This is a genomic window from Seohaeicola saemankumensis, from assembly GCF_021021435.1.
Lineage (GTDB): Bacteria > Pseudomonadota > Alphaproteobacteria > Rhodobacterales > Rhodobacteraceae > Seohaeicola.
Genome location: NZ_JAINWI010000018.1, coordinates 99,324 through 118,323, shown reverse-complemented (window position 1 = coordinate 118,323; position 19,000 = coordinate 99,324). Strand labels below are relative to the sequence as shown.

The window sequence follows — 19,000 nt, the reverse complement described above, 5'->3', positions numbered from 1 at the left end:
CAAGACGCGCCTGCACAGCGCCATCGGATACATCACACCGAGCGAAGCAGAGGAGGCATTCTACGCAAACTTGAACGTTGATGAAAAAGCAGCGTAATCATTGAACCAGAAACTCTCCCGTAAACCCGGAGCGGTTCAAAGCTCTCAAGCGGCGTGGCTCCCTGACGATCTGGTTCGAGCCGAACATGGCCCGGGTGCAGCCGCCGACTGGTGTCCCTTTGAAGAAAGCCGATGCAAGCCGGCTCCTTCCGTCAACCCGGGAAGGACGTTTCAACGGCAATTGAGAGCGGTCAATGCCGAGATGGTTTGCCGCGCTCATCATGCAACGTGTTGGTTCTTGGAAGGAGTGAGAGAGATGACCGACAAGCAACTTAGATTGGACATTATCGAAGAGCTCGATTTCGAGCCGAGCATCGATGCTGCCGAAATCGGTGTGGCTGTGGATCAAGGGGTTGTGACCCTAACCGGCCACGTTCGGAGTTACAGCGACAAGATCACGGCGATGGACATCGTCGAAAACGTCATCGGCGTGCGGGCAATCGCGGACGAGATCGAAGTGCGTCCGATCGGTGTGCATATCACGGCTGATGACGAGATCGCGAAGCGGATCGTTAATATGCTGAAATGGAACACATCCGTGCCGGAGGACAAGGTGCTTGTCACTGTTGCCAAAGGCCGCGTGACTCTCGAAGGCAAGGTCGAGTGGCGATATCAAGCTGACGCTGCGGTGCGCGCCATTTCCCGACTGACTGGTGTGACCGGGATCAACAATCATCTCAAGGTCACACCGTCGGTGCGGGCCGAGGATGTGACCGACCGGATCAAAAAGGCGCTGCTTCGAGATGCTGAACTAGACGCCTCGGGAATCCGGGTTGCGGTCCGGGACGGTACGGTCACGTTGGAGGGAAAGGTCCGATACCTTGGCGAGCGGAGAAGTGCCGAGCGCGCCGCTTGGGCGGCGCCCGGCGTGACCAATGTCGTTGATCGCCTCTCTGTACAGTGACAGGTGGCATTTACGCCGGCGGCTTGTACGTCGCCGGCGTGAGTTCGCTGCAGGCCCGAAATGCTGTAGTACGGTGGGTGGCTTTCACTGTTTGCTCGCGGGTCTGTCCATTGTGGAGGTTGCTTGACGCAAAGCAGGCCGGATGACGATCTGAACGATCCGTCTATTGACGAGAACCGGCGCCGAAGGATCGCAGAGACGCTGGGCTCGTTGCCGCGCGCAGTACTTTCAGCTCTCGTCGACTACGGGCTGACCGATGAGGATATCGCGGAATACCACGGTCTTCCGCGTGACCTTGTGGCAGAACTTCGCGGGACTTGGCACATCCCGCCTATGCCTTGAGATATCATGTTTACGATCCGTCTGTCGGCGCAAGCGCGCTGCGGCTCTCAATGGATGTCCGCGAGGCATTGACGGCTGTCATCGGCGTGCGGAGTTTTTCGGTGTCGCAAAGCTTCGTCGAGGTTGCAGGCGGCAATCTCTCAAGTCTCTGTCGGCGGGGCAGTTCCACGCCTGCGATCAACGCCAGCCGTTCCAGGTCGTGGATTCGAAACCGGTATGGCGAGATGCTTGTGAGCAACGCCTTCTCTTCCAGATAGCGCAGTGTTCGGCTGATCGTCTCCACGGCCGCGTTGGTCAAGTCGGCCCAATCGCGGCGCTCGATTTCCATTGTCAGGACAAGGCTACCATCGGGAAGCGGCTCGGTCGGCATGTACTCGGTCGCCTTGACGAGGAACGCGATGATTCGCTCGCGGCTGTTCAACGTGCCGTAACGCCAGATGCCCCCCAGAAACCGATGGTACTGAGTGTCGACTTCGCGCAGCAACTGCTGTCGGAATTGCCGATTCTCCGCAAAGTGCCACTTCAGACTGCGGATATCGTAGATGCAGATTTCGAGATCAGTTGCCGCCTCGAAGCCGAGGGCCAATGGCTGATCGGGAAGTGCCCCGGCGATGTCGCCTGGCACGGCAAGACCAAATAGGATGCGCCTTCCGTCAATCCTGAAATCCGACCAGCGCGCGTAGCCGCGTCGGATCACTCCGAGGAAACCGAGAAGCGTCCCTTGTTCGACGATCAGCTTCCCCTTGTCATAGTGGCGAAGCTGCGGCGGAGAGGTATTGTGTGCACCTTTATCGAATATCGCACGACACAGATAAGCGCGGTGGAGTGGGCAGTTCCTGCATGGTGTTGCGGTGTGAACCGGCAGATGGCGCGGCCCGATGCTCCCCGACGGCAGATTTCTTTCGCGCTGGATCATACCTCGCGCTCCTCGCGCAATGCGTCGATGACGGCGTCTCGGAGGTCGGCCCCGGGCAGGTTGATCAGGTTGAGATCCTGTTCGAGGATCACCACATCGTGGAGGGGCGCGGGCATTTGCTGCCGCAGGATCCCCAGCATCTTCGGGGTGGCGAAGATTGCCAGCCGCGTCAGGTGTCTGGCACGCAGGTGGCGGTCGAGAGTCGCTAGGGTCTCTCGCGCGAAGTCCTCCATGTCGCGCAGGATCGGATCCGACCCCGGTTCCATCGCCGAGCGGCGCCCGTTGGCATCCGATGCGAAACTGCGGCCGGCCTTGTCGGACATAATGTCCCTGAGGTGGGTGGAAGAGGCCTTGCTGATGAGTTCGATCGGCTCATCGCCGGCGTCGTCCTCCAATGCGCGAAGAATCCGCGCGCGAACCCCATTGGTTACAAGCGCCCAAGTCTTCTGTTGTGCCATATCCCCCTCCCAAGGCGCATTGTTCGAACAGCAGGGAAGCGGACTCGCGGTCGAAAGTCATTGATAGGTGTCAACGCTAGGTCGTACCGTGCGGGAATCCATCGATAGACAAATCCGAGAGGTCCCAGTAGCGTTGCGATCATCGACATAGACGAAACACACAAGGGAACTCGACGGACCCCGCCAAAGGTTGACGGGCACTGCTGAGGAAAAAAGTGACGCTGTGAAGACAACTTGCGGACCCGATGGGCGCTTATTACCTTTTCATGAAATTGATGGGGAAACCCGGGCGGCGCTGGACGCCATGTGCCGTGTGCGGTCCTACCGGACCAACCAGACCGTTGTCCAGGATGGCGAGAAGACAGATTTTCTGGGATACGTGCTCTCAGGCATCCTGCGCATGCAAAAGAGTCTCGTCGACGGTCGCCAGCATATCGTCGGGCTACTGTTCGAAGGCGACATGTTCGGGCGTGCTTTCGATGGCGCAGTGGAATTCTCGATCGAGGCGGCGACCGATGTCGAGATCTGCGCATTTCCCCGAGCGGAGTTCGAGGCGCTCTTGATGCGGTCGCCCGACCTCGATCGGGCTGTCATGCTGAACATTCTCAACGAACTCGACCGCGCCCGCGACTGGATGATAGTCCTGTCGAACCAGAAGATCGTCAGCCGGATTGCGGGCTTCCTCCTGCTCATGAGGTCCCGATTCTCCGCCATCGATCACATCATCGAGGAGACACAGCGTGGAACGGAAGTCCGGCTTCCGATCAGCCGCAAGGATCTCGCCCATCTTCTCGGCACGAGACCGGAATCCGTCTCCCGCGCGTTTCATGCGCTGCAGGACGCTGATGAAATCAGTATCCTCGAACCCGACCGAATGCTCGTCCGGGATTTCAACCTGTTGGCGAAGAGAGCTGGCGAAGACGACATCAGCGGGCTGCCTAGCGTGAAAGACCTTCTGCGGGAAGAAAGGCTGAAAACCTGATCACGCGCGCTCGGCAACTGTCACGGCTGCTACATAGGGTCGCTTCTCTCCCGATATTTCGCGAAACCTCAGGCTCGTGCCCGTTTGCAAACGATCCCAGTCCAGCCAGATGAGACTGTCGGGCTGGAAATAGACCTTCCGTCCGTCATCGGCTTCGAGCCAGCCATGGCCAAGCTCCGGCTCCAGTTCGATGATCTCGCCGTGCAGGGCAGGGGGGTGATGCTTGACCTTCATTCCGGCCATAAACTTCCTGCGCTTCTTCTAAGCCTTCTCTGCGGCGGTAAAGGCGCGGTTCACGGCGAGGTTCAGGTCGTCCTGCGCACTGCCTTGAACGACCTTGCGAAATCGATAGATCGGGACCCGGCAGATGCAGGTTGAGCCTGACCCAGAGGACGCGGCCATGTCGTTTCTTCTTCTGCGTTGCGTCCAGGATGATCTCGCAGCCTGTCATGCGGTCATCTCGCTTCGTAAGCATTGCGATGCGACGGTCCACGAAGTCTTCGACTGCGGGGAGGCCGAGCTTTTCGACGGCGCGGTAGAGGTAGACCCATTTGCCTTTCACTATGATGTAAGTCTGGTCCATGCGCCAAGATCGCTCAGTGGGGGTGTTCGGCGTCGGGCATTGATGCCGAACAAAGGCAACTAATTGGCGACCCGGCGGTTCAGCGTGGCATAATCTATGGCAATACCACACTCGGCCATGATGTCCTCAAGGTCTCGATACGACACTGTATAGCGGACATAGAAGAAGACCGTGAACAGGATGACCTCCTTTGGAAAGTGCGCACCTTTTGACGTGATCATCTTCCGACCTCCGAATGTCGCTTCGGCAGGCTGAAACCATCGATTCTTCAGGATACTCGGGTCAAGAAGCAAAGTTTGCGACAGAACCCTCCATCGCGCGTGATTTGGGCCACTTGACGACGATCAACGCACATCCTTTGACTTGGCCCGCCTCCAGCGTTTCGGCGAGGGTCCCCAAGGTGGCATTCACAAGCATCTGGCCCGGCTTTGAGACCTGTACCGCAACCTGGACCGGCGTATCGGCGGCCAAACCCTTGGCCATCAATTCAGATGCCAAGCGCGCTGAATGGTGGACGCCCATATAGATCGCTGTTGTTGTTCCGGGACCGGAATGCCGTGTTGCATCAAGGTCGGGATCGGACGCACAGCCGCTAGCGGTCGCCAGAATTAAGACGTCTGAAACATCCCTTTGCGTAAGGCTTGTGCCCAAGGCTGCCCCAGCTGCTGTAGCCGCTGTGACACCGGGGACGAGTTCTACTGGAATACCCGCCTCGTGCGCCGCATCCATTTCTTCAGTGGCGCGCCCGAAGATACCTGGATCACCGGATTTGAGACGTACCACGCGCCTGCCTTTGGTCGCTTCTGCGACGATGATCTGGCTAATGCGGTCTTGCGGCCAGCTATGCGCTCCAACATGCTTGCCGACGAACACCCGCTCTGCGTCACGCCGCGCGAGTTCAAGAACCTCTTCATCAACGAGGCGGTCATAAAAGATTACATCTGCTTCCTGCAAACGCTCTACGGCGCGCAGGGTCAGCAGATCTCGTGCGCCGGGGCCTGCACCCACAAGGCAGATATGACCTGCCGCTGCATCTTTTGGTGGCGCACCTGCCTCAATGGCTGCCTTGATGGCGCGGGCGGTATCGCGTTCCTGCCCTCGGATCCACGCATCTCGCGGTCCGCGTTTGAAGACCCAGGCCCAAAGTGCGCGGCGCTGTTCGCGCGGTACGCGCGCGTTGACCGACGGTCGCAGACGTCCAGCGAGCGCCGCCAGGCCGCCGATATTCTGCGGCAGCATCTGTTCCAACCGAGTCTTGATGTCACGCGTCAGAACCGGCGACGTGCCTTCCGATCCGATCGCAACCACCAGCGGATCACGGTCGACGATAGCGGGGGTTGTTAGGTCGCAAAGATCGGGCTGGTCCACCACGTTCACTGGACAACGCGCCGCCTTGGCCAGCGCATGCGCCGCCGCGTCCAGCCCCGGACACCCGGTGCCGACAAAGGCCATGGCCGCATCATCGAATACCGCAACACCAAGGCAGTGCGTATGAACCGCCCGGCCCTCATCGACCAAGCCCTTCAATTCATCCTCCAGCGTTTCAGCGACCAGAACCAGTTGTGCATCGGTTTTGAGCATGAGCCTAGCTTTCTGGGCGGCTTGCTCTCCTCCGCCCACGATCACGACGCGGCGGCCAGTGGTGCGGACAAACATCGGGAAGGCTTTCATGACGCGTCTCCTTTGCGGATAGTTCAGGCAGCATCCGCTCGGTGGCGGTCTGTCCAGAGCGCTTGCGCTCTGGCGTCGGACTCGGTGATGCCCAAGGTGCGCAAGGCAAGCGAGGCAGTTCCAAGAACGGTTTGGGCTTCGAATTCTGGGCTTGTTGGGCCTTGCCACAGATTGCTCACGCGCAGGTTCTGGTGCGCGGCCAACCTGCGTGTTTCCGTGCACAGGGCGGTCCAAGTCTCCTGCCATGCAGCCCCGTCACGCAGACCAAAGGCCACGATGTCCTTTGAGGGATGGCGCTCGAATTCGCCGCCGCCGCCCTTGATGACGCAGAGAGCAGACCAGCCCAGCAGAGCCGCGGCATCCGTTTGCAGCAAGCGGTAGGAGGGATGAAACACACCCTGCACACTGGTGCGCGCTTGGCCCGGGTTGAGCATCCGACACACTGTATTGATGCAAGACCGCAGCCCCAGCACGTCGCGCAGTGTGAGCAACCGAAACAGCGCGGGATGCATGTTCTCAAGCGGCAGATAAGCAATCTTGTCCCGCTCCAGCAGACGCGTCGCCTCATCTGGTGTCTGTGCGAGGCCGATTCCGGCCTGCGCCAGGCCTTCGCGCACTTTCTGATCGCTGCCGTTCCAGCCGTGAATTAAAACACGGTGCCCGTGCCGCGCGACCAGTTTCGCCGACAACAGGAACCAGGGCTGCCCGCGCGTGCGCCCAGCCGCATAGCTGGGCCAATCCAGATCGACTGGCGGCAGCGCCGGAGCGGCTTGCACCGCGGCCTCGGCAAACCCGGCGATTTCCTCGGCAGTCTCACCTTTCATGCGCAACAGCATCAATAGGGCGCCGACAGCTTCTGGCGCGGCTTTGCCTGACAGCATTAGTTGCATGGCGTCCCGCGCCTCTTGGCGCGTCAGGCTGCGCGAGCGTCCGGGGCCGCGCCCGAGGATGCGGACATGGTCAGAAAGGGTCATTCCGCTGCCTCCCGGTGCAACACCCTGTCCAACAGAGCGGAAATCTCGGGTCGGCAAGAACCACAATTTGTGCCCGCGCCAAGCGCCGCGCCGACCGCGTCGACGTTCACAACCTTTCCTCCCTCGATCGCGTCGAGGATCGTTCTTACCCCGATCCCGAAACACGAACAGAGCACAGGTCCGGGGTCGGGCACATCAGTGGGGGGCGTACCCGTCAGCACGCCATCTCCCGCAGTGCCCGGAACTGTTGTAAGGTAATCGCGCATCACCGCGACGGGCTGACGTTCTACGAAAAGGGCCGCCTTGACCACCCCCTGCTGGTGCAGCACAACCCTGGCAACGCCGCGGCTGATATCGGTCATGATGGTGGCAAGGGCCTCTGGCGCTGCGAACAGCCGACGCGCTTCGGCTTCCCAATCCACGATTTCCTCGAGCCCGGCGAGCTCCGCTCGATACCCATTGTGTGTACGTGCTTGTGCCCAATAAGCGCAATTAGGGACCATGGCCGAACCGGAGACGGCAAAGCCATACCACGCCGCCTCGAACCGCTGGAGCGCCACAACACCGGCTTTACTCTCCGGCTGACCCGACACCGGGTCAGTGGCCGCCGGGACCAGTGCATCTATCCGAGCTGAGGGTGCGGTTTCTCCGGTCCAGTGCATGGAGGCGAACAGCTGCCCGGGTTGCACCGTGTCAGTAATGTGCGCGCGCAGGATCGCTGTGCCGACCGGACTGGTCAGGCGGACAAGATCGGCAGGCGAAATCGAGAACCGCGCGGCATCTTCGGGGTGAATATCCACAAAGGGCTCGGGTAAGTGTGCGGCAAGGCGCGGGCTCAGAGCCGTGCGCGTCATAGTGTGCCACTGGTCGCGCAACCGTCCGGTGTTCAGGCGGAATGGAAAGCGGGGCTCTGTCCGTGCTGCGGGGGGATGCCATCTTACGGGTAAAAAGCGTGCCTTGCCGTCGGCATGATAAAACGCGCCATCTGCAAAGAACCGCCCGCCTTCGCGGGTTGCGGTAATCGGCCAGCGCTGCGGCACCATCCCAGCGTAACCTGCATCGCTCAGCGTTGCGAGAAGCGAAATGTCGAAGTCGCGCCCAAAATGACCGCCAAGCGCGGACAGAGCGGCGTATTCACGGAATATCTCGGCGGGAGATGCATAATCGAAAGGTGCTGCAAAGCCCATACGTCGTCCTACTTCAGACAGGATGTCCCAATCGGGGCGCGCTTGCCCCGGAGCAAGCAGAACGCTGCGCTGGCGGCTGATGGTGCGATCGGAATTGGTGACGGTGCCCTCTTTTTCGGCCCAGGCGGTTGCCGGCAGGATTACATCGGCCAGACGCGCAGTGTCGGTTTGCGCCGTGATGTCACTGACTACAGTGAAGTCGCAACCCGCGATGGCATCCCGTACCGCATCGGCCTCCGGCATGGAAACGGCAGGGTTGGTGTGAATGATCCACAGTGCCTTGATCCGTCCGTCGCCCACCGCTTGGAACATATCCACGGCCTTTAGGCCCGGCCCGTCGGGGATGCGCGGCGCCTGCCAGAAATCGCGGACAGCCGCTCGGTGGTCTGCGTTCTCCAGATCAAGGTGACAGGCCAACATATTGGCCAATCCACCCACCTCACGACCGCCCATTGCATTGGGCTGGCCAGTTACTGACAAAGGGCCACAGCCGGGCTTGCCGATGCGGCCCGTGGCCAAATGACAATTCAAGATAGCGTTGACCTTGTCGGAACCAGATGTGGATTGGTTCACGCCTTGGCTATAGATCGTGACGACGTTTTCGGTCCCAATCCAAAGGTTGCAGAACGTCTTGATCTGCGCCTCGCTCAAGCCCGTCACAGAACAATCGTCGGTTTCGGCGGCATCCAAGGCATTTTTGAAGCCGTTGGTGTGATACAGAAATTCGGCATCGGTGGCGCCTTGTGCATGAATCTCGGTAAAGAGCCTGTTGAACAGCGCCACGTCAGAACCGGGCAGCAGCGCCAGATGCAGGTCTGCTCCATCGCAACTGGCAGTGCGCCTCGGGTCGATCACCACGATTCTTGTGCCCCGCGACTTTCGAGCCGCTAGCACGCGCTGATAGAGTACAGGATGGCACCAGGCAAGGTTCGAGCCGACCAATACAACAAGGTCCGCCTCGTCGAGGTCTTCGTAGGTGCCGGGCACAGTGTCGGTGCCAAAGGCGCGTTTGTGTCCCGCGACGCTCGACGCCATGCAAAGTCGCGAATTAGTGTCTATATTGGCCGACCCGATAAAGCCCTTCATGAGTTTGTTGGCGACGTAGTAATCCTCGGTCAGCAATTGACCCGAGACGTAGAATGCCACGCTGTCGGGGCCGTGCTCCGCGATGGTTTGGGAAAACCGGTCTGCCACTAGCTGCAAAGCACTGTCCCAGTCGCTGTTCTGCCCTTTCACACGAGGGGCGAGCAGACGCTGCTCTAGCCCCACGGTTTCGCCTAGGGCCGAGCCCTTGGAACACAGCCGCCCGAAATTGGCTGGGTGATCGGGGTCTCCGCGCACGTCGAGACCGCCTTGACCGTCCGGGCGCAACAACACACCGCATCCTACGCCGCAATAGGGGCAGGTGGACCGGATTTCAGGCAGTCCCAAACCGTCCATCATGCCGCACTCCGTGTCGCCAGACGCGCCACGTCGATCAGCACACGCCCCGCCTCGGTGCGCGCGGGATAGGTGGCGATCCGCCCATCTTCACCCTGTGCGTGCCCGGAATTAAGATCAAACACCCAATTGTGCAGCGGGCAGGTTACGGATTGTCCATGCACGATGCCTTCGGACAGCGGCCCACCTTTGTGTGGGCAGGTGTCGGAGGCCGCAAAGACCTCTTCCTCGCCAGTCCGAAAAACCGCAACGCACCCCAAGGCTGTTTTCAGTTTGCGCGCGCCGCGCAAGGGGATGTCGTCTATGGCGCAGATGTCGATCCAACTCATTCCGCGGCCTCCAGTGTGAGATCTGCCAGCGGTTGGAACCGCTCGGCCTGTTTTGCCTGTTCGGCCCATGGGTCTTTGCGAAAGAATGATTGTGACAGCTCGAACGCGTCGACCAGTCGCGCGCGTTCCACCGGGTCGATTAGCCGTTCCTTGACCCAGGCCAGCCCTACTTTGGCGACCCATTTATAGGGCCGGTCAAGGTATTTGGCGTTCTCGCGATAGAGCTGGATGAAGGCGACGGTCCATTCAATGGCTTCTGCCTCGGTTGGGACATCCACGAGACGTTCGGTTTCCTTCAAATCCATGCCGGCGGCACCCGCGACGCCTACCTGATAGCCGCTGTCGACACAGATGATGCCCACATCCTTGCAAGTTGCTTCGGCGCAGTTGCGCGGACAGCCAGAGACGGCCAGCTTAACCTTGTGGGGCGTCCATGAACCCCACAGAATCTGCTCAAGCTTGATACCAAGCCCGGTGGAATCCTGCGTGCCAAAGCGGCAGTGATCCGTGCCGACACATGTCTTTACCGTGCGCAGTCCCTTGGAATAGGCGTGACCGGACACAAGACCGGCCTTGTTCAGATCAGCCCAGATATGGGGTAAGTCTTCGCCTTTGATGCCCAGCAGGTCGATCCGCTGCCCACCCGTGACCTTGACGGTCGGCACGTTGTACTTATCCGCTGCATCGGCAATCGCACGCAACTCAGCCGCGTTTGTGATGCCGCCCCACATGCGAGGCACGACCGAGAACGTCCCATCCTTCTGGATATTGGCGTGCTTACGTTCATTGACGAAACGACTTTGCGGATCGTCTCGATACTCTAGCGGCCAGTCGGCCAGCAGATAGAAATTCACCGCCGGTCGGCAGACATGGCAGCCGTTGCGCGACTTCCAGCCCAGTTCCTGCCAGACGGCCTCCTGCGATTTCAGTTCCTGAGCCTTGATAAGGCGGCGCACGTCCTCGTGCGTCAGATCACAGCAACCGCAGACCGGCTGTGCTGTCGGCATCTGGAAATCGTCGCCAAGCGTGACCTGCAAGAGCTGCTCGACCAAGCCGGTGCAGGTGCCGCAGGAGGCGCTGGCCTTGGTTTGCGCGCGCACCGCACCTAGGTCGGTCGCGCCGCTTGCGATGGCGTTGGTGATAGTCCCCTTGCAAATGCCGTTGCAGCCGCAAATCTCCGCCTCAGGCGGCAATGCTGCAACGGCTGACAGAGGGTCCGCAGAGGCACCTTCCTGGAAGGCAGGGCCGAAGATCAGCGTCTCGCGCATCTCTTCGATCTTGGTGCCGTCCTTGATCAGACTGAAAAACCAGGTGCCGTCGGCGGTGTCGCCATACATGACCGCGCCGACCAGCCGATCGCCTTCGATCACCAGCCGTTTGTAGACGCCGCGCGACGGGTCTCGAAATACGATATCCTCGCGTCCCGGCCCCTCGGCAAAATCCCCAGCGGAAAAAAGATCGCAACCTGTGACCTTCAGCTTGGTTGCGATGTCCTTGACGACAAAGGCTTCCGGCTGGCCCAGCAGGGTTTGCGCCAGCACCTTGGCCTGATCGTAAAGCGGCGCGACAAGGCCGAAGAGATGCCCACCGAACTCCACGCATTCTCCGACGGCATAGATATCCTGATCAGATGTCTGCATCTGCGCATTCACCTCGATCCCGCGCGCGACCTCGAGTCCGGTATCGCTAGCCAGCCGGGTTTCGGGCCGGATGCCGACCGCCATGACCACCAAATCGGCTGGAAGGGTTTCACCGCCTTCCAACAGGACCGCCTCGGTTTGGCCGTTGCCGATGATCGCCTTGGTCGAGGCTTGTGTGCGGATGGTGATGCCCCGCTTTTCCAGATCGCGCCGCAGAAGGTATCCGGCGGCCTCGTCCAATTGGCGTTCCATCAGGTGGCCCATCAGATGAACCACCGTGACCTGCATCCCGCGCTCAGCCAGGCCCGCCGCGGCTTCTAGCCCCAAGAGCCCGCCGCCGATCACCACCGCCTTGCCACCCTCTTGCGCCGCTTTGATCATGGCGTTTGTATCGTCCAGATCGCGGTAGGTGATGACTCCGGGAAGATCTTTGCCTTGAACCGGGATGATGAAAGGGGCCGATCCGGTGGCGATGATCAGCTTGTCGTAAGAGACTTCACCTTTCTGCCCGATAACAACCCTTCGGTCCCGGTCGATGCCAATCACATGTTCGCCAAAACGGCAGGTCACCCCATGCCGCGCATACCAGTCTTCGTCATGAGTGACGATCTCGTCATAGGTCTTTTCGCCGGACAGAACGGGCGACAGCATTATGCGGTTATAGTTCCCGCGCGGCTCGGCGTTAAAAAGGGTGACGTCGAAGGCATCCGGGTTTTCTTCGACCAAGTGTTCGATCACTCTGCCTGAGGCCATCCCGGCCCCGACGATAACGAGTTTTAGGGTCATGTCTTTCACTCCGCTGCAATTGGCTTAGGGGCCGACGCCTTGGGTTTCGGTTTTGCGCCGTGTTCGTATTCCTCAAGGAAATCGAGCACTTCCTGCCGGTAGGTGTAGTAATTCGGATGTTCGAGCAGGGCTTTGCGGGTGCGCGGGCGTGGCAGGTTGACCGAGGTGATCTTGCCAATGGTGGCCTGCGGACCGTTGGTCATCATCACTACACGGTCGGCCAGTAGGATCGCCTCGTCCACGTCATGGGTAACGCAGATAGCCGTGACTTTGGTGCGCGACCACACCTCCATCAGCACTTCCTGCAATTCCCACCGCGTTAGGCTGTCGAGCATTCCAAAAGGTTCGTCCAGAAGCAGTAGCTTGGGCGAAAGCGCGAACGCCCGCGCGATGCCGACCCGCTGTTGCATGCCGTTCGACATATCGCTGGCGGGTTTGTCCATGGCATCAGCCAATCCGACGCGTTCAAGGTAATATTCGACGACGTCCTGTCGCTCGGCCTGAGACGCTCTTGGATAAACCTTGTCTACACCGATGGCGCAGTTTTCCCGCGCCGAAAGCCAAGGGAACAGGTTGGGCGATTGGAACACCACGGCGCGTTCCGGATCTGCGCCTTCGACGTGGCGGCCATCAAGCTTGATCGCGCCCTTGGAAATCGAATTCAGACCGGCCGCCATGGTCAGCACCGTGGACTTGCCGCAGCCGGAATGGCCGATCAGGGAGATGAATTCGCCCCTGTTGATCTTCAGATCGAAATCCTCGACCACGGTCAACGGGCCCTTGGGCGTGGGATAAACCTTGTGCAACTGGCTGAAATTAAGGAACCGTTCGTCGATCAGCCCGTGCTGCGCATCCTTGACCGCTGTCGGCACACCATGGATCGGGGTGATATCGGGCAGGCTGCGGGTGCCCTCGACCTTGGCCTCGATCCCTACATCCATCAGATATTTCGTAACATCCGCCCGCAATCGTTTGAACGTGTCGTTGCCGTTCATTTCTATCCTGTCGCGGGGGCGCGGGATGCTGACGTTGAATTCCCGTCCCAGCGTACCGTCGGGATTCAGCGCGATGATCCTGTCCGCCAGCATGATTGCCTCGTCCACATCGTTGGTGATCAGAACGCAGGTCTTCTTGTCCGCCTCCCAGATGTGCTCGATCTCGTCGGCGAGGTTGGCACGGGTCAGCGCGTCGAGCGCCGATAGCGGCTCATCAAGCAGCAGCATCTCGGGGTTCATCGCGAGCGCCCGCGCCACATTTACGCGCTGGCGCATCCCGCCTGACAGCTCTGCCGGGCGGCGCGTCGCGGCGTGGCTCAGTCCCACCATCTGCACGAAATAGTCAACCTTTTTGGCGCGCTCGGCCTTGCTGAGGCTCGGAAAGACAGTGTCCACGGCCAGCCGGACATTGCCGCTCACCGTCAGCCATGGCATCAGGCTGTAGCTTTGAAAGATCACGCCGCGTTCGGGGCTGGGTTCTTTGACCGTTTCGCCCTTGAAGGTTACGTTTCCCTTGGTTGGCTGTTCCAGCCCGGCCATGAGATTGATCAGCGTGGTCTTGCCTGTGCCGGAAAAGCCCAGGAGCACGAGGAACTCACCTTCCTGAACGTTGAGGTTGATATCTTTCAGCACGTGGGCGGCGTGCAGACCGCTGCCGAAACTCTGGCTGACGTTTTCGAGTTTGAGAATGCTCATCTCTTCCCCCTCAGCGGTTGTTCGTGAAGGTGAACAGCGATTGCAGCGCGTACATCACGCGATCCAGCAGGAAGCCAATGATGCCGATGGTCAACACCGCCACCATGATCTTGGCCAAAGAGGACGACGAGCCGTTCTGGAACTCGTCCCAGACGAACTTGCCCAGACCGGGGTTTTGCGCAAGCATTTCGGCTGCGATCAGCACCATCCAGCCCACACCGAGGGATAGACGCAACCCGGTAAAGATCAGCGGCAAGGCCGAGGGCAAAACTAGCTTGGTAATCTTGGTGTAGGTGTTCATCTTCAACACCTTGGAGACGTTTACGAGGTCCTTGTCGATGGAGGCCACACCCAGAGCAGTGTTGATCAGAGTCGGCCAGAGGGAACAAAGCGTGACGGTCACGGCAGAGATGACAAAGCTTTTTGGCAACAACCCATCGTTGGAAGCTGCAAGCGCAGACACGATCATCGTCACAATCGGCAACCATGCCAACGGCGAAACCGGTTTGAAGATCTGGATCAGCGGGTTTAACGCGGCATTGGCGATGGGCGACAACCCAGCCATGATCCCCAGCGGCACCGCCACGACCGTTGCGATCAGAAAGCCAAAGAACACCGTCTGAATCGAGGTCCAGATCTGCTGGTAGTATGTCGGCGCGCCGGTATAGGCGCGCTGCACGGACTCCTTGCCTTGTTCTAGACGACGCTCGTTCAACTGCGCGACCTTGGCTTCGAACTCGGCCTTGCTGGCGCTCTTGGTTCGCGCGTCTTCGTGCAGATTCACCGCCTCTGTCCAGACTTGCGCAGGGCCGGGCACGGCTCCCAGAGAGGTTTGCACCTTGGGCGCTAGCGTCGCCCAAAGCATTAGAAAGGCGCAGATGGCAAGGATCGGGACCGCCAGCAGCCGCCAGATGTCCTTCATCTGCGCGCGCAGGTTGTCGCCAGCGACGGCCTTGATGATGGGAGTGACCCAGCTAAGCCCCAGAACCTGAAACCATTTGTCTGCGGCGTTGATGCGGGTGAAGAGCCGTGCACGCCGTGCTTCACGGTCGGCATTCTCGGAAAAATTCGGATCGACGGTTGTCATGGGAAACCTTCGCGTTTGGGAGGGAATGCGGGATAAACGCCGCCTACAGCGTCGAGTAGGACCGGGTTCACCCCGCTGCTGTGGCTCAGCCTTCGACTTCGTTGCCCACGACGACCTGCTGACCTTTCAGGCCGATCGGCAGGTTCTCGAGATAGGCATTGGGGGTGCGGCCGTCATAGGGAATGCCGTCGATAATATCGGCCGCCGGGGTCGGCGCTTTGTAGCCATCGCTGTCCCAAGGGAAATCCGCCTCATTCGCCAGACCCTCCTCGACCAGCAGCCGTGCGGCTTCGAGGTAAATCTCGGGCTTGTAGACGGACCTGGCCACTTCATCATACCAGCTGTCAGGCTTTGCCTCGTCGATCTGACCCCAACGGCGCATCTGCGTCAGGTACCACACCGCATCGGAGTAGAACGGATAGGTCGCGTTGTAACGGAAGAACACGTTGAAATCCGGAATGTCGCGCTTGTCGCCTTTCTCAAACTCGAAGAAGCCGGTCATGGAGTTCGCGATGACCTCGTAATCCGCGCCCACATATTCCGGGCGGCTCAGGATTTCGACAGCCGCAGGCCGGTTGGTGTTGTCATTCTCGTCCAGCCAGATAGCAGCACGGATCAGTGCCTTGGTGATGGCCAAGGTTGTGTTGGGGTTCTCTTCGGTGAATGTCTTGGTCAACCCGAATACCTTCTCAGGATTGTTCTTCCAAAGCTGGTAATCCGTGATGACCGGAACACCGATCCCTTTGAAAACCGCCTGCTGGTTCCACGGTTCGCCAACACAGTAGCCGTGGATGGTGCCGGCCTCTAGCGTCGCGGGCATTTGCGGTGGTGGCGTGACAGACAGGAAAACATCCGCAGCGATCTGGCCCGAGATGTTTTCCGGACTGTAGTAGCCGGGGTTGATCCCGCCAGCGGCCAGCCAGTAACGCAGTTCGTAATTGTGCGTAGAAACCGGGAAGACCATACCCATATTGAAAGGCTGGCCATTGGCCTTGAATTCTTCGATTACCGGCACCAGAGCCTGGGCACTGATGGGATGCTGCGGGCGGCCGTCGTCCATCTTGGGAATATGCGGCAACATCTTTTCCCAGACCGCGTTGCTGACCGTGATGCCGTTACCGTTCAGATCCATGGAAAAGGGCGTCACGATGTGCGCTTCGGTGCCGTAGCCGATGGTGGCGGCTAGCGGTTGACCGGCCAGCATATGTGCGCCGTCCAACTTGCCGTCGATCACGCCGTCCAGCAGAACTTTCCAGTTGGCTTGCGCCTCAAGCGTGACAAACAGGCCCTCGTCGAGGAAGTAGCCATTCTCATAGGCCACGGCGAGTGGCGCCATATCCGTCAGCTTGATGAAGCCAAAGGTCAGTTCTTCCTTTTCCAGATCGAGCAATTCGGCAAAAGCGGGATTGGCCAAGGCTGTTGTTGCAGCAAGACCGAGGAGGAGCTTTTTCATAGCGGGTCCTTTCAATACACCCGGAGGAGAGGAGGCCGGGAAAAACAAAAAAGGCCGTTCACTTACCACCGGAATATTTCGGCAGAAAGCGAGCGACCTTGCTCAGAGTATCCCTGTCATCGGGAGAATTCGGTTCGACCTACCCCGTTGCAAGCCGATGGCTTCAGTTTATGCGGCAGTGCAGCATGGAAGCTAACGAAATTTGTGTGACAGACCGCAAGCTCAATCAAAGATGCGGAGAACCGATTAAAATTTCATCAAATCGGAGCGTCTGGGTCGAAAACCGCGCCATCGAAGAAACGATCAGGCAGCAGACTCAGTTGCCCGCGCGATGAAGCTACCGCAGTAGGATGCAGAATCGCACCCTCCAGTTTCTCCGACGCTCCCGGCAGGTCGGCGCCGGTATCTTGCATATGCTGACGATAGAGATCGGCGCGAAACACGCTGGCGGCGGCATCGAGATCCGTCGAAAGACCATACCGTTCGATCAATCTATGCGCGATCCACTTGGCTTGACTGCGCCATGGAAAGGTTGACGCAGCACCGTGGAACCGCAAGAAGTTTTCGTTGCGGCGCTGCTCGCCATGACTTGAAAGGATCAACCGTCCGGAAAGAGCACGATCAATGATTTCTGGCGGAAGATCGAGATACATGGAGCGCCCGAGGATTTCAGACGCAGCGATTTTGCTTTCCGGTTTGGCCAGCCAGCGGCTTGCGTGCCAAACGCTGCGGATAAGGCGGCCCAGCAAGTCAGGCTCGCTCTCTGCCCAATCGGTGCGCGTCGCCAGCACCTTTTCAGGGGCGCCCTGCCAGATCGCCTGACCAGGCAGCAGCAATGCTCCAACCCCGCGATCCACGGCGACAGAGCCCCATGGCTCGCCCACACAAAATGCATCAATATCGCCCGCTTCCAGCGCTTCAGCCATGAGCGGTGGCGGAACTGTGCGAAACTCGATCCGATCCGATCCCAAATCAGTGCGCTCCGCCCAGTAGTGCAGCAATTCCACATGCATGGAGAAAGGAAAAGGCACGCCAACGGTCAGCACACCATTATGGGCCTTGGCGAGCATGGAAGCCGCGTGCCGGGCATCAGCGAAGTCGAATTCAGACCCTAATGCGCGCAGCCGATCTTCGAGAGGACGTCCAACCCCGAACACGTTGCCGTTCACCGACAAGGTTGAAACCGCAGCAAGGGGCGTGGTCATGCCGCCGAGGCCAAGTCGCATGGCCACTGGAATGGCGGATAGCATATGCGCTGCGTCGACGCGGCCGAAGGCCAGCATATCGCGCAGCGAGGACCAGGACGGCGCCGCGATTAGATCCAAAGCGATCGCCTCGGCATCTGCAAAGCCCATCTCTTGTGCGATTATCAAGGGGGCTGCATCGACCAAGGGCATGTAGGCGACAGGAATCGTGACGCGGCTCATCGCAACAACCCCGCTGCCGTCACCAGAGCCTCTGCCACATCAGCAACCTTGCGACCCTGGTCCATGGCGGTCTTGCGCAACAGGGCATAGGCCTCATCTTCGTCTATGCCCTTTGCTTTCATCAACAGTCCCTTGGCCCTGTCGATCACTTTACGTTCTTCCAGCGCGCGGCGTGTTTCAACAAGCTCCTGTCGCATCTGCCGGACCAAACCAAAACGTGCAATCGCTGTGTCGATAACTGGTTTGAGCCTTTCTGGAGCCAAACCGTCGACGACGTATGCCGACACACCGGCCTCAATCGCCGCCCGTGCCAGACCACCAGCCGAGCTGGACACAAACATGGCGACCGGGCGTTCCAGAGGGCCGGAGGCAATAGTGAGTTCTTCCAGCATGTCGCGGGTCGGGTTATCAATATCTATAAGCACGATGTCCGGCTCGTGCATCGCAATCTTGCGTGCAAGACCGCTGTAATTGGCGATCACAAAAACCTCGTAATCACCAGTGTTTTGGAGCGCGTCAACGATCCCCAGTGCACGATCGCGATCTTCTTCAACAACGACTATGGTCAGCTTCGATCTCATGAAATGTAAATGCACCGACCTATGTATAGTGGCAAGTGCTGACCGAATGCGCTGGCTGAAAACGCTTGAAAACCATAGTATTGGGGATTTTTTGCCTAAAATTAGCGCACCTGCGGGCAGTGTTGCATGTAGTCGCTGCGCCATGCGGCAATCAGATGGCGAGCATGGCGCAGGTCCGGGAACAGGTGCACGTCCCGAAAGCGTTGAAGATTCACCAAAGCTGGTCTGCATCGGTTTATCAGGCGCGACGTAGCGCCATTCGACTTGTAGGTATTCCTATCCTTTGAGCATGGCGTTCGACCTCAACTCGGTGCCATTCGCGCATCTAGCTCATCCATGGTGATATCCAGCTTGCCACGCGGCTGGACGCACATCATCTGCCAAACTGGCGCGACGATACCGAGTTCTCGGACATGACTCATACGCTCATCGCGGCAATGCCACTCGAGA

16 protein-coding genes and 3 pseudogenes are annotated in these 19,000 nt (G+C 59.4%); 4 read left to right on the top strand and 15 right to left on the bottom strand.

Annotated features, from left to right (window positions below; translation table 11 throughout):
- Window positions 1-104: 104 nt before the first annotated feature.
- The 3 genes and pseudogenes from K7H22_RS20255 to K7H22_RS16960 all read left to right on the top strand — a co-directional run.
- A pseudogene (locus tag K7H22_RS20255) lies at window positions 105-212 on the top strand (IS5/IS1182 family transposase); the annotation flags it as partial.
- 143 nt (window positions 213-355) lie between these two features.
- The gene (locus K7H22_RS16965) at window positions 356-1,003 is read left to right on the top strand and encodes a BON domain-containing protein (RefSeq protein ID WP_230802070.1); all 648 of its coding nucleotides are present in this window, start codon (window positions 356-358) and stop codon (window positions 1,001-1,003) included.
- A 123-nt stretch (window positions 1,004-1,126) separates the two neighbouring features.
- Window positions 1,127-1,345 (top strand): hypothetical protein, encoded by a 219-nt coding sequence (locus tag K7H22_RS16960; RefSeq protein ID WP_230802069.1) that lies wholly within the window; start codon window positions 1,127-1,129, stop codon window positions 1,343-1,345.
- A 10-nt stretch (window positions 1,346-1,355) separates the two neighbouring features.
- Here K7H22_RS16960 and K7H22_RS16955 read toward each other — a convergent pair whose 3' ends face one another.
- Together K7H22_RS16955 and K7H22_RS16950 are read right to left on the bottom strand one after the other, a co-directional pair.
- Window positions 1,356-2,261: a Crp/Fnr family transcriptional regulator gene (locus tag K7H22_RS16955; protein ID WP_230802068.1), complete on the bottom strand. Its 906-nt coding sequence runs from the start codon at window positions 2,259-2,261 to the stop codon at window positions 1,356-1,358.
- The gene (locus K7H22_RS16950) at window positions 2,258-2,719 is read right to left on the bottom strand and encodes a host attachment protein (protein ID WP_230802067.1); all 462 of its coding nucleotides are present in this window, start codon (window positions 2,717-2,719) and stop codon (window positions 2,258-2,260) included. The genes K7H22_RS16955 and K7H22_RS16950 overlap by 4 nt, the downstream gene beginning before the upstream one ends.
- Before the next feature lie 190 nt (window positions 2,720-2,909).
- Here K7H22_RS16950 and K7H22_RS16945 point away from each other — a divergent pair, with 190 nt between their 5' ends.
- Window positions 2,910-3,701, top strand: coding sequence for a Crp/Fnr family transcriptional regulator (locus K7H22_RS16945; RefSeq protein WP_230802066.1), 792 nt, complete (start codon window positions 2,910-2,912; stop codon window positions 3,699-3,701).
- Here K7H22_RS16945 and K7H22_RS16940 read toward each other — a convergent pair whose 3' ends face one another.
- The 13 genes and pseudogenes from K7H22_RS16940 to K7H22_RS16880 form a co-directional block, all read right to left on the bottom strand.
- Entirely contained in the window at window positions 3,702-3,944 is a 243-nt protein-coding gene (locus K7H22_RS16940; protein ID WP_230802075.1) for a hypothetical protein, read from the bottom strand.
- 271 nt (window positions 3,945-4,215) lie between these two features.
- Window positions 4,216-4,505 (bottom strand): annotated as a pseudogene (locus K7H22_RS16935) (DDE-type integrase/transposase/recombinase); the annotation flags it as partial.
- Window positions 4,506-4,566: 61 nt separating this feature from the next.
- The gene (cysG, locus tag K7H22_RS16930) at window positions 4,567-5,955 is read right to left on the bottom strand and encodes a siroheme synthase CysG (protein ID WP_230802065.1); all 1,389 of its coding nucleotides are present in this window, start codon (window positions 5,953-5,955) and stop codon (window positions 4,567-4,569) included.
- A 23-nt stretch (window positions 5,956-5,978) separates the two neighbouring features.
- Window positions 5,979-6,929 (bottom strand): glycosyl transferase family protein, encoded by a 951-nt coding sequence (locus K7H22_RS16925; RefSeq protein ID WP_230802064.1) that lies wholly within the window; start codon window positions 6,927-6,929, stop codon window positions 5,979-5,981.
- Window positions 6,926-9,556, bottom strand: coding sequence for a nitrate reductase (locus K7H22_RS16920; protein ID WP_230802074.1), 2,631 nt, complete (start codon window positions 9,554-9,556; stop codon window positions 6,926-6,928). Before K7H22_RS16920 ends, K7H22_RS16925 begins: the two co-directional genes overlap by 4 nt.
- Window positions 9,556-9,885 carry a nitrite reductase small subunit NirD gene (gene nirD, locus K7H22_RS16915; protein ID WP_230802063.1) on the bottom strand — a complete coding sequence of 110 codons (330 nt, stop codon included), beginning with the start codon at window positions 9,883-9,885 and terminating at the stop codon, window positions 9,556-9,558. The genes K7H22_RS16920 and nirD overlap by 1 nt, the downstream gene beginning before the upstream one ends.
- Window positions 9,882-12,311 carry a nitrite reductase large subunit NirB gene (gene nirB, locus K7H22_RS16910; RefSeq protein ID WP_230802062.1) on the bottom strand — a complete coding sequence of 810 codons (2,430 nt, stop codon included), beginning with the start codon at window positions 12,309-12,311 and terminating at the stop codon, window positions 9,882-9,884. The genes nirD and nirB overlap by 4 nt, the downstream gene beginning before the upstream one ends.
- Before the next feature lie 5 nt (window positions 12,312-12,316).
- Entirely contained in the window at window positions 12,317-14,002 is a 1,686-nt protein-coding gene (locus K7H22_RS16905; protein WP_230802061.1) for an ABC transporter ATP-binding protein, read from the bottom strand.
- A gap of 10 nt (window positions 14,003-14,012) precedes the next feature.
- Complete coding sequence (locus K7H22_RS16900) at window positions 14,013-15,089, bottom strand: ABC transporter permease (protein WP_230802060.1); 1,077 nt, start codon at window positions 15,087-15,089, stop codon at window positions 14,013-14,015.
- Window positions 15,090-15,174: 85 nt separating this feature from the next.
- On the bottom strand, window positions 15,175-16,542 hold the full coding sequence (locus K7H22_RS16895) for a CmpA/NrtA family ABC transporter substrate-binding protein (RefSeq protein ID WP_230802059.1): 1,368 nt from the start codon (window positions 16,540-16,542) through the stop codon (window positions 15,175-15,177).
- Window positions 16,543-16,799: 257 nt separating this feature from the next.
- Entirely contained in the window at window positions 16,800-17,969 is a 1,170-nt protein-coding gene (locus K7H22_RS16890) for an ABC transporter substrate-binding protein (RefSeq protein WP_230802058.1), read from the bottom strand.
- Entirely contained in the window at window positions 17,966-18,550 is a 585-nt protein-coding gene (locus K7H22_RS16885) for an ANTAR domain-containing response regulator (RefSeq protein ID WP_230802057.1), read from the bottom strand. The genes K7H22_RS16890 and K7H22_RS16885 overlap by 4 nt, the downstream gene beginning before the upstream one ends.
- A gap of 113 nt (window positions 18,551-18,663) precedes the next feature.
- A pseudogene (locus tag K7H22_RS16880) lies at window positions 18,664-18,868 on the bottom strand (integrase core domain-containing protein); the annotation flags it as partial.
- Window positions 18,869-19,000 lie beyond the last annotated feature (132 nt).

What these genes read in the sequence shown, in the direction of transcription:
- K7H22_RS16965 (WP_230802070.1), top strand. Translation starts at nt 356, where the DNA reads ATGACCGACAAGCAACTTAGATTGGACATTATCGAAGAGCTCGATTTC.
- K7H22_RS16955 (WP_230802068.1), bottom strand. Translation starts at nt 2,261, where the DNA reads ATGATCCAGCGCGAAAGAAATCTGCCGTCGGGGAGCATCGGGCCGCGC.
- K7H22_RS16950 (WP_230802067.1), bottom strand. Translation starts at nt 2,719, where the DNA reads ATGGCACAACAGAAGACTTGGGCGCTTGTAACCAATGGGGTTCGCGCG.
- K7H22_RS16940 (WP_230802075.1), bottom strand. Translation starts at nt 3,944, where the DNA reads ATGGCCGGAATGAAGGTCAAGCATCACCCCCCTGCCCTGCACGGCGAG.
- cysG (WP_230802065.1), bottom strand. Translation starts at nt 5,955, where the DNA reads ATGAAAGCCTTCCCGATGTTTGTCCGCACCACTGGCCGCCGCGTCGTG.
- K7H22_RS16925 (WP_230802064.1), bottom strand. Translation starts at nt 6,929, where the DNA reads ATGACCCTTTCTGACCATGTCCGCATCCTCGGGCGCGGCCCCGGACGC.
- K7H22_RS16920 (WP_230802074.1), bottom strand. Translation starts at nt 9,556, where the DNA reads ATGGACGGTTTGGGACTGCCTGAAATCCGGTCCACCTGCCCCTATTGC.
- nirD (WP_230802063.1), bottom strand. Translation starts at nt 9,885, where the DNA reads ATGAGTTGGATCGACATCTGCGCCATAGACGACATCCCCTTGCGCGGC.
- nirB (WP_230802062.1), bottom strand. Translation starts at nt 12,311, where the DNA reads ATGACCCTAAAACTCGTTATCGTCGGGGCCGGGATGGCCTCAGGCAGA.
- K7H22_RS16905 (WP_230802061.1), bottom strand. Translation starts at nt 14,002, where the DNA reads ATGAGCATTCTCAAACTCGAAAACGTCAGCCAGAGTTTCGGCAGCGGT.
- K7H22_RS16900 (WP_230802060.1), bottom strand. Translation starts at nt 15,089, where the DNA reads ATGACAACCGTCGATCCGAATTTTTCCGAGAATGCCGACCGTGAAGCA.
- K7H22_RS16895 (WP_230802059.1), bottom strand. Translation starts at nt 16,542, where the DNA reads ATGAAAAAGCTCCTCCTCGGTCTTGCTGCAACAACAGCCTTGGCCAAT.
- K7H22_RS16890 (WP_230802058.1), bottom strand. Translation starts at nt 17,969, where the DNA reads ATGAGCCGCGTCACGATTCCTGTCGCCTACATGCCCTTGGTCGATGCA.
- K7H22_RS16885 (WP_230802057.1), bottom strand. Translation starts at nt 18,550, where the DNA reads ATGAGATCGAAGCTGACCATAGTCGTTGTTGAAGAAGATCGCGATCGT.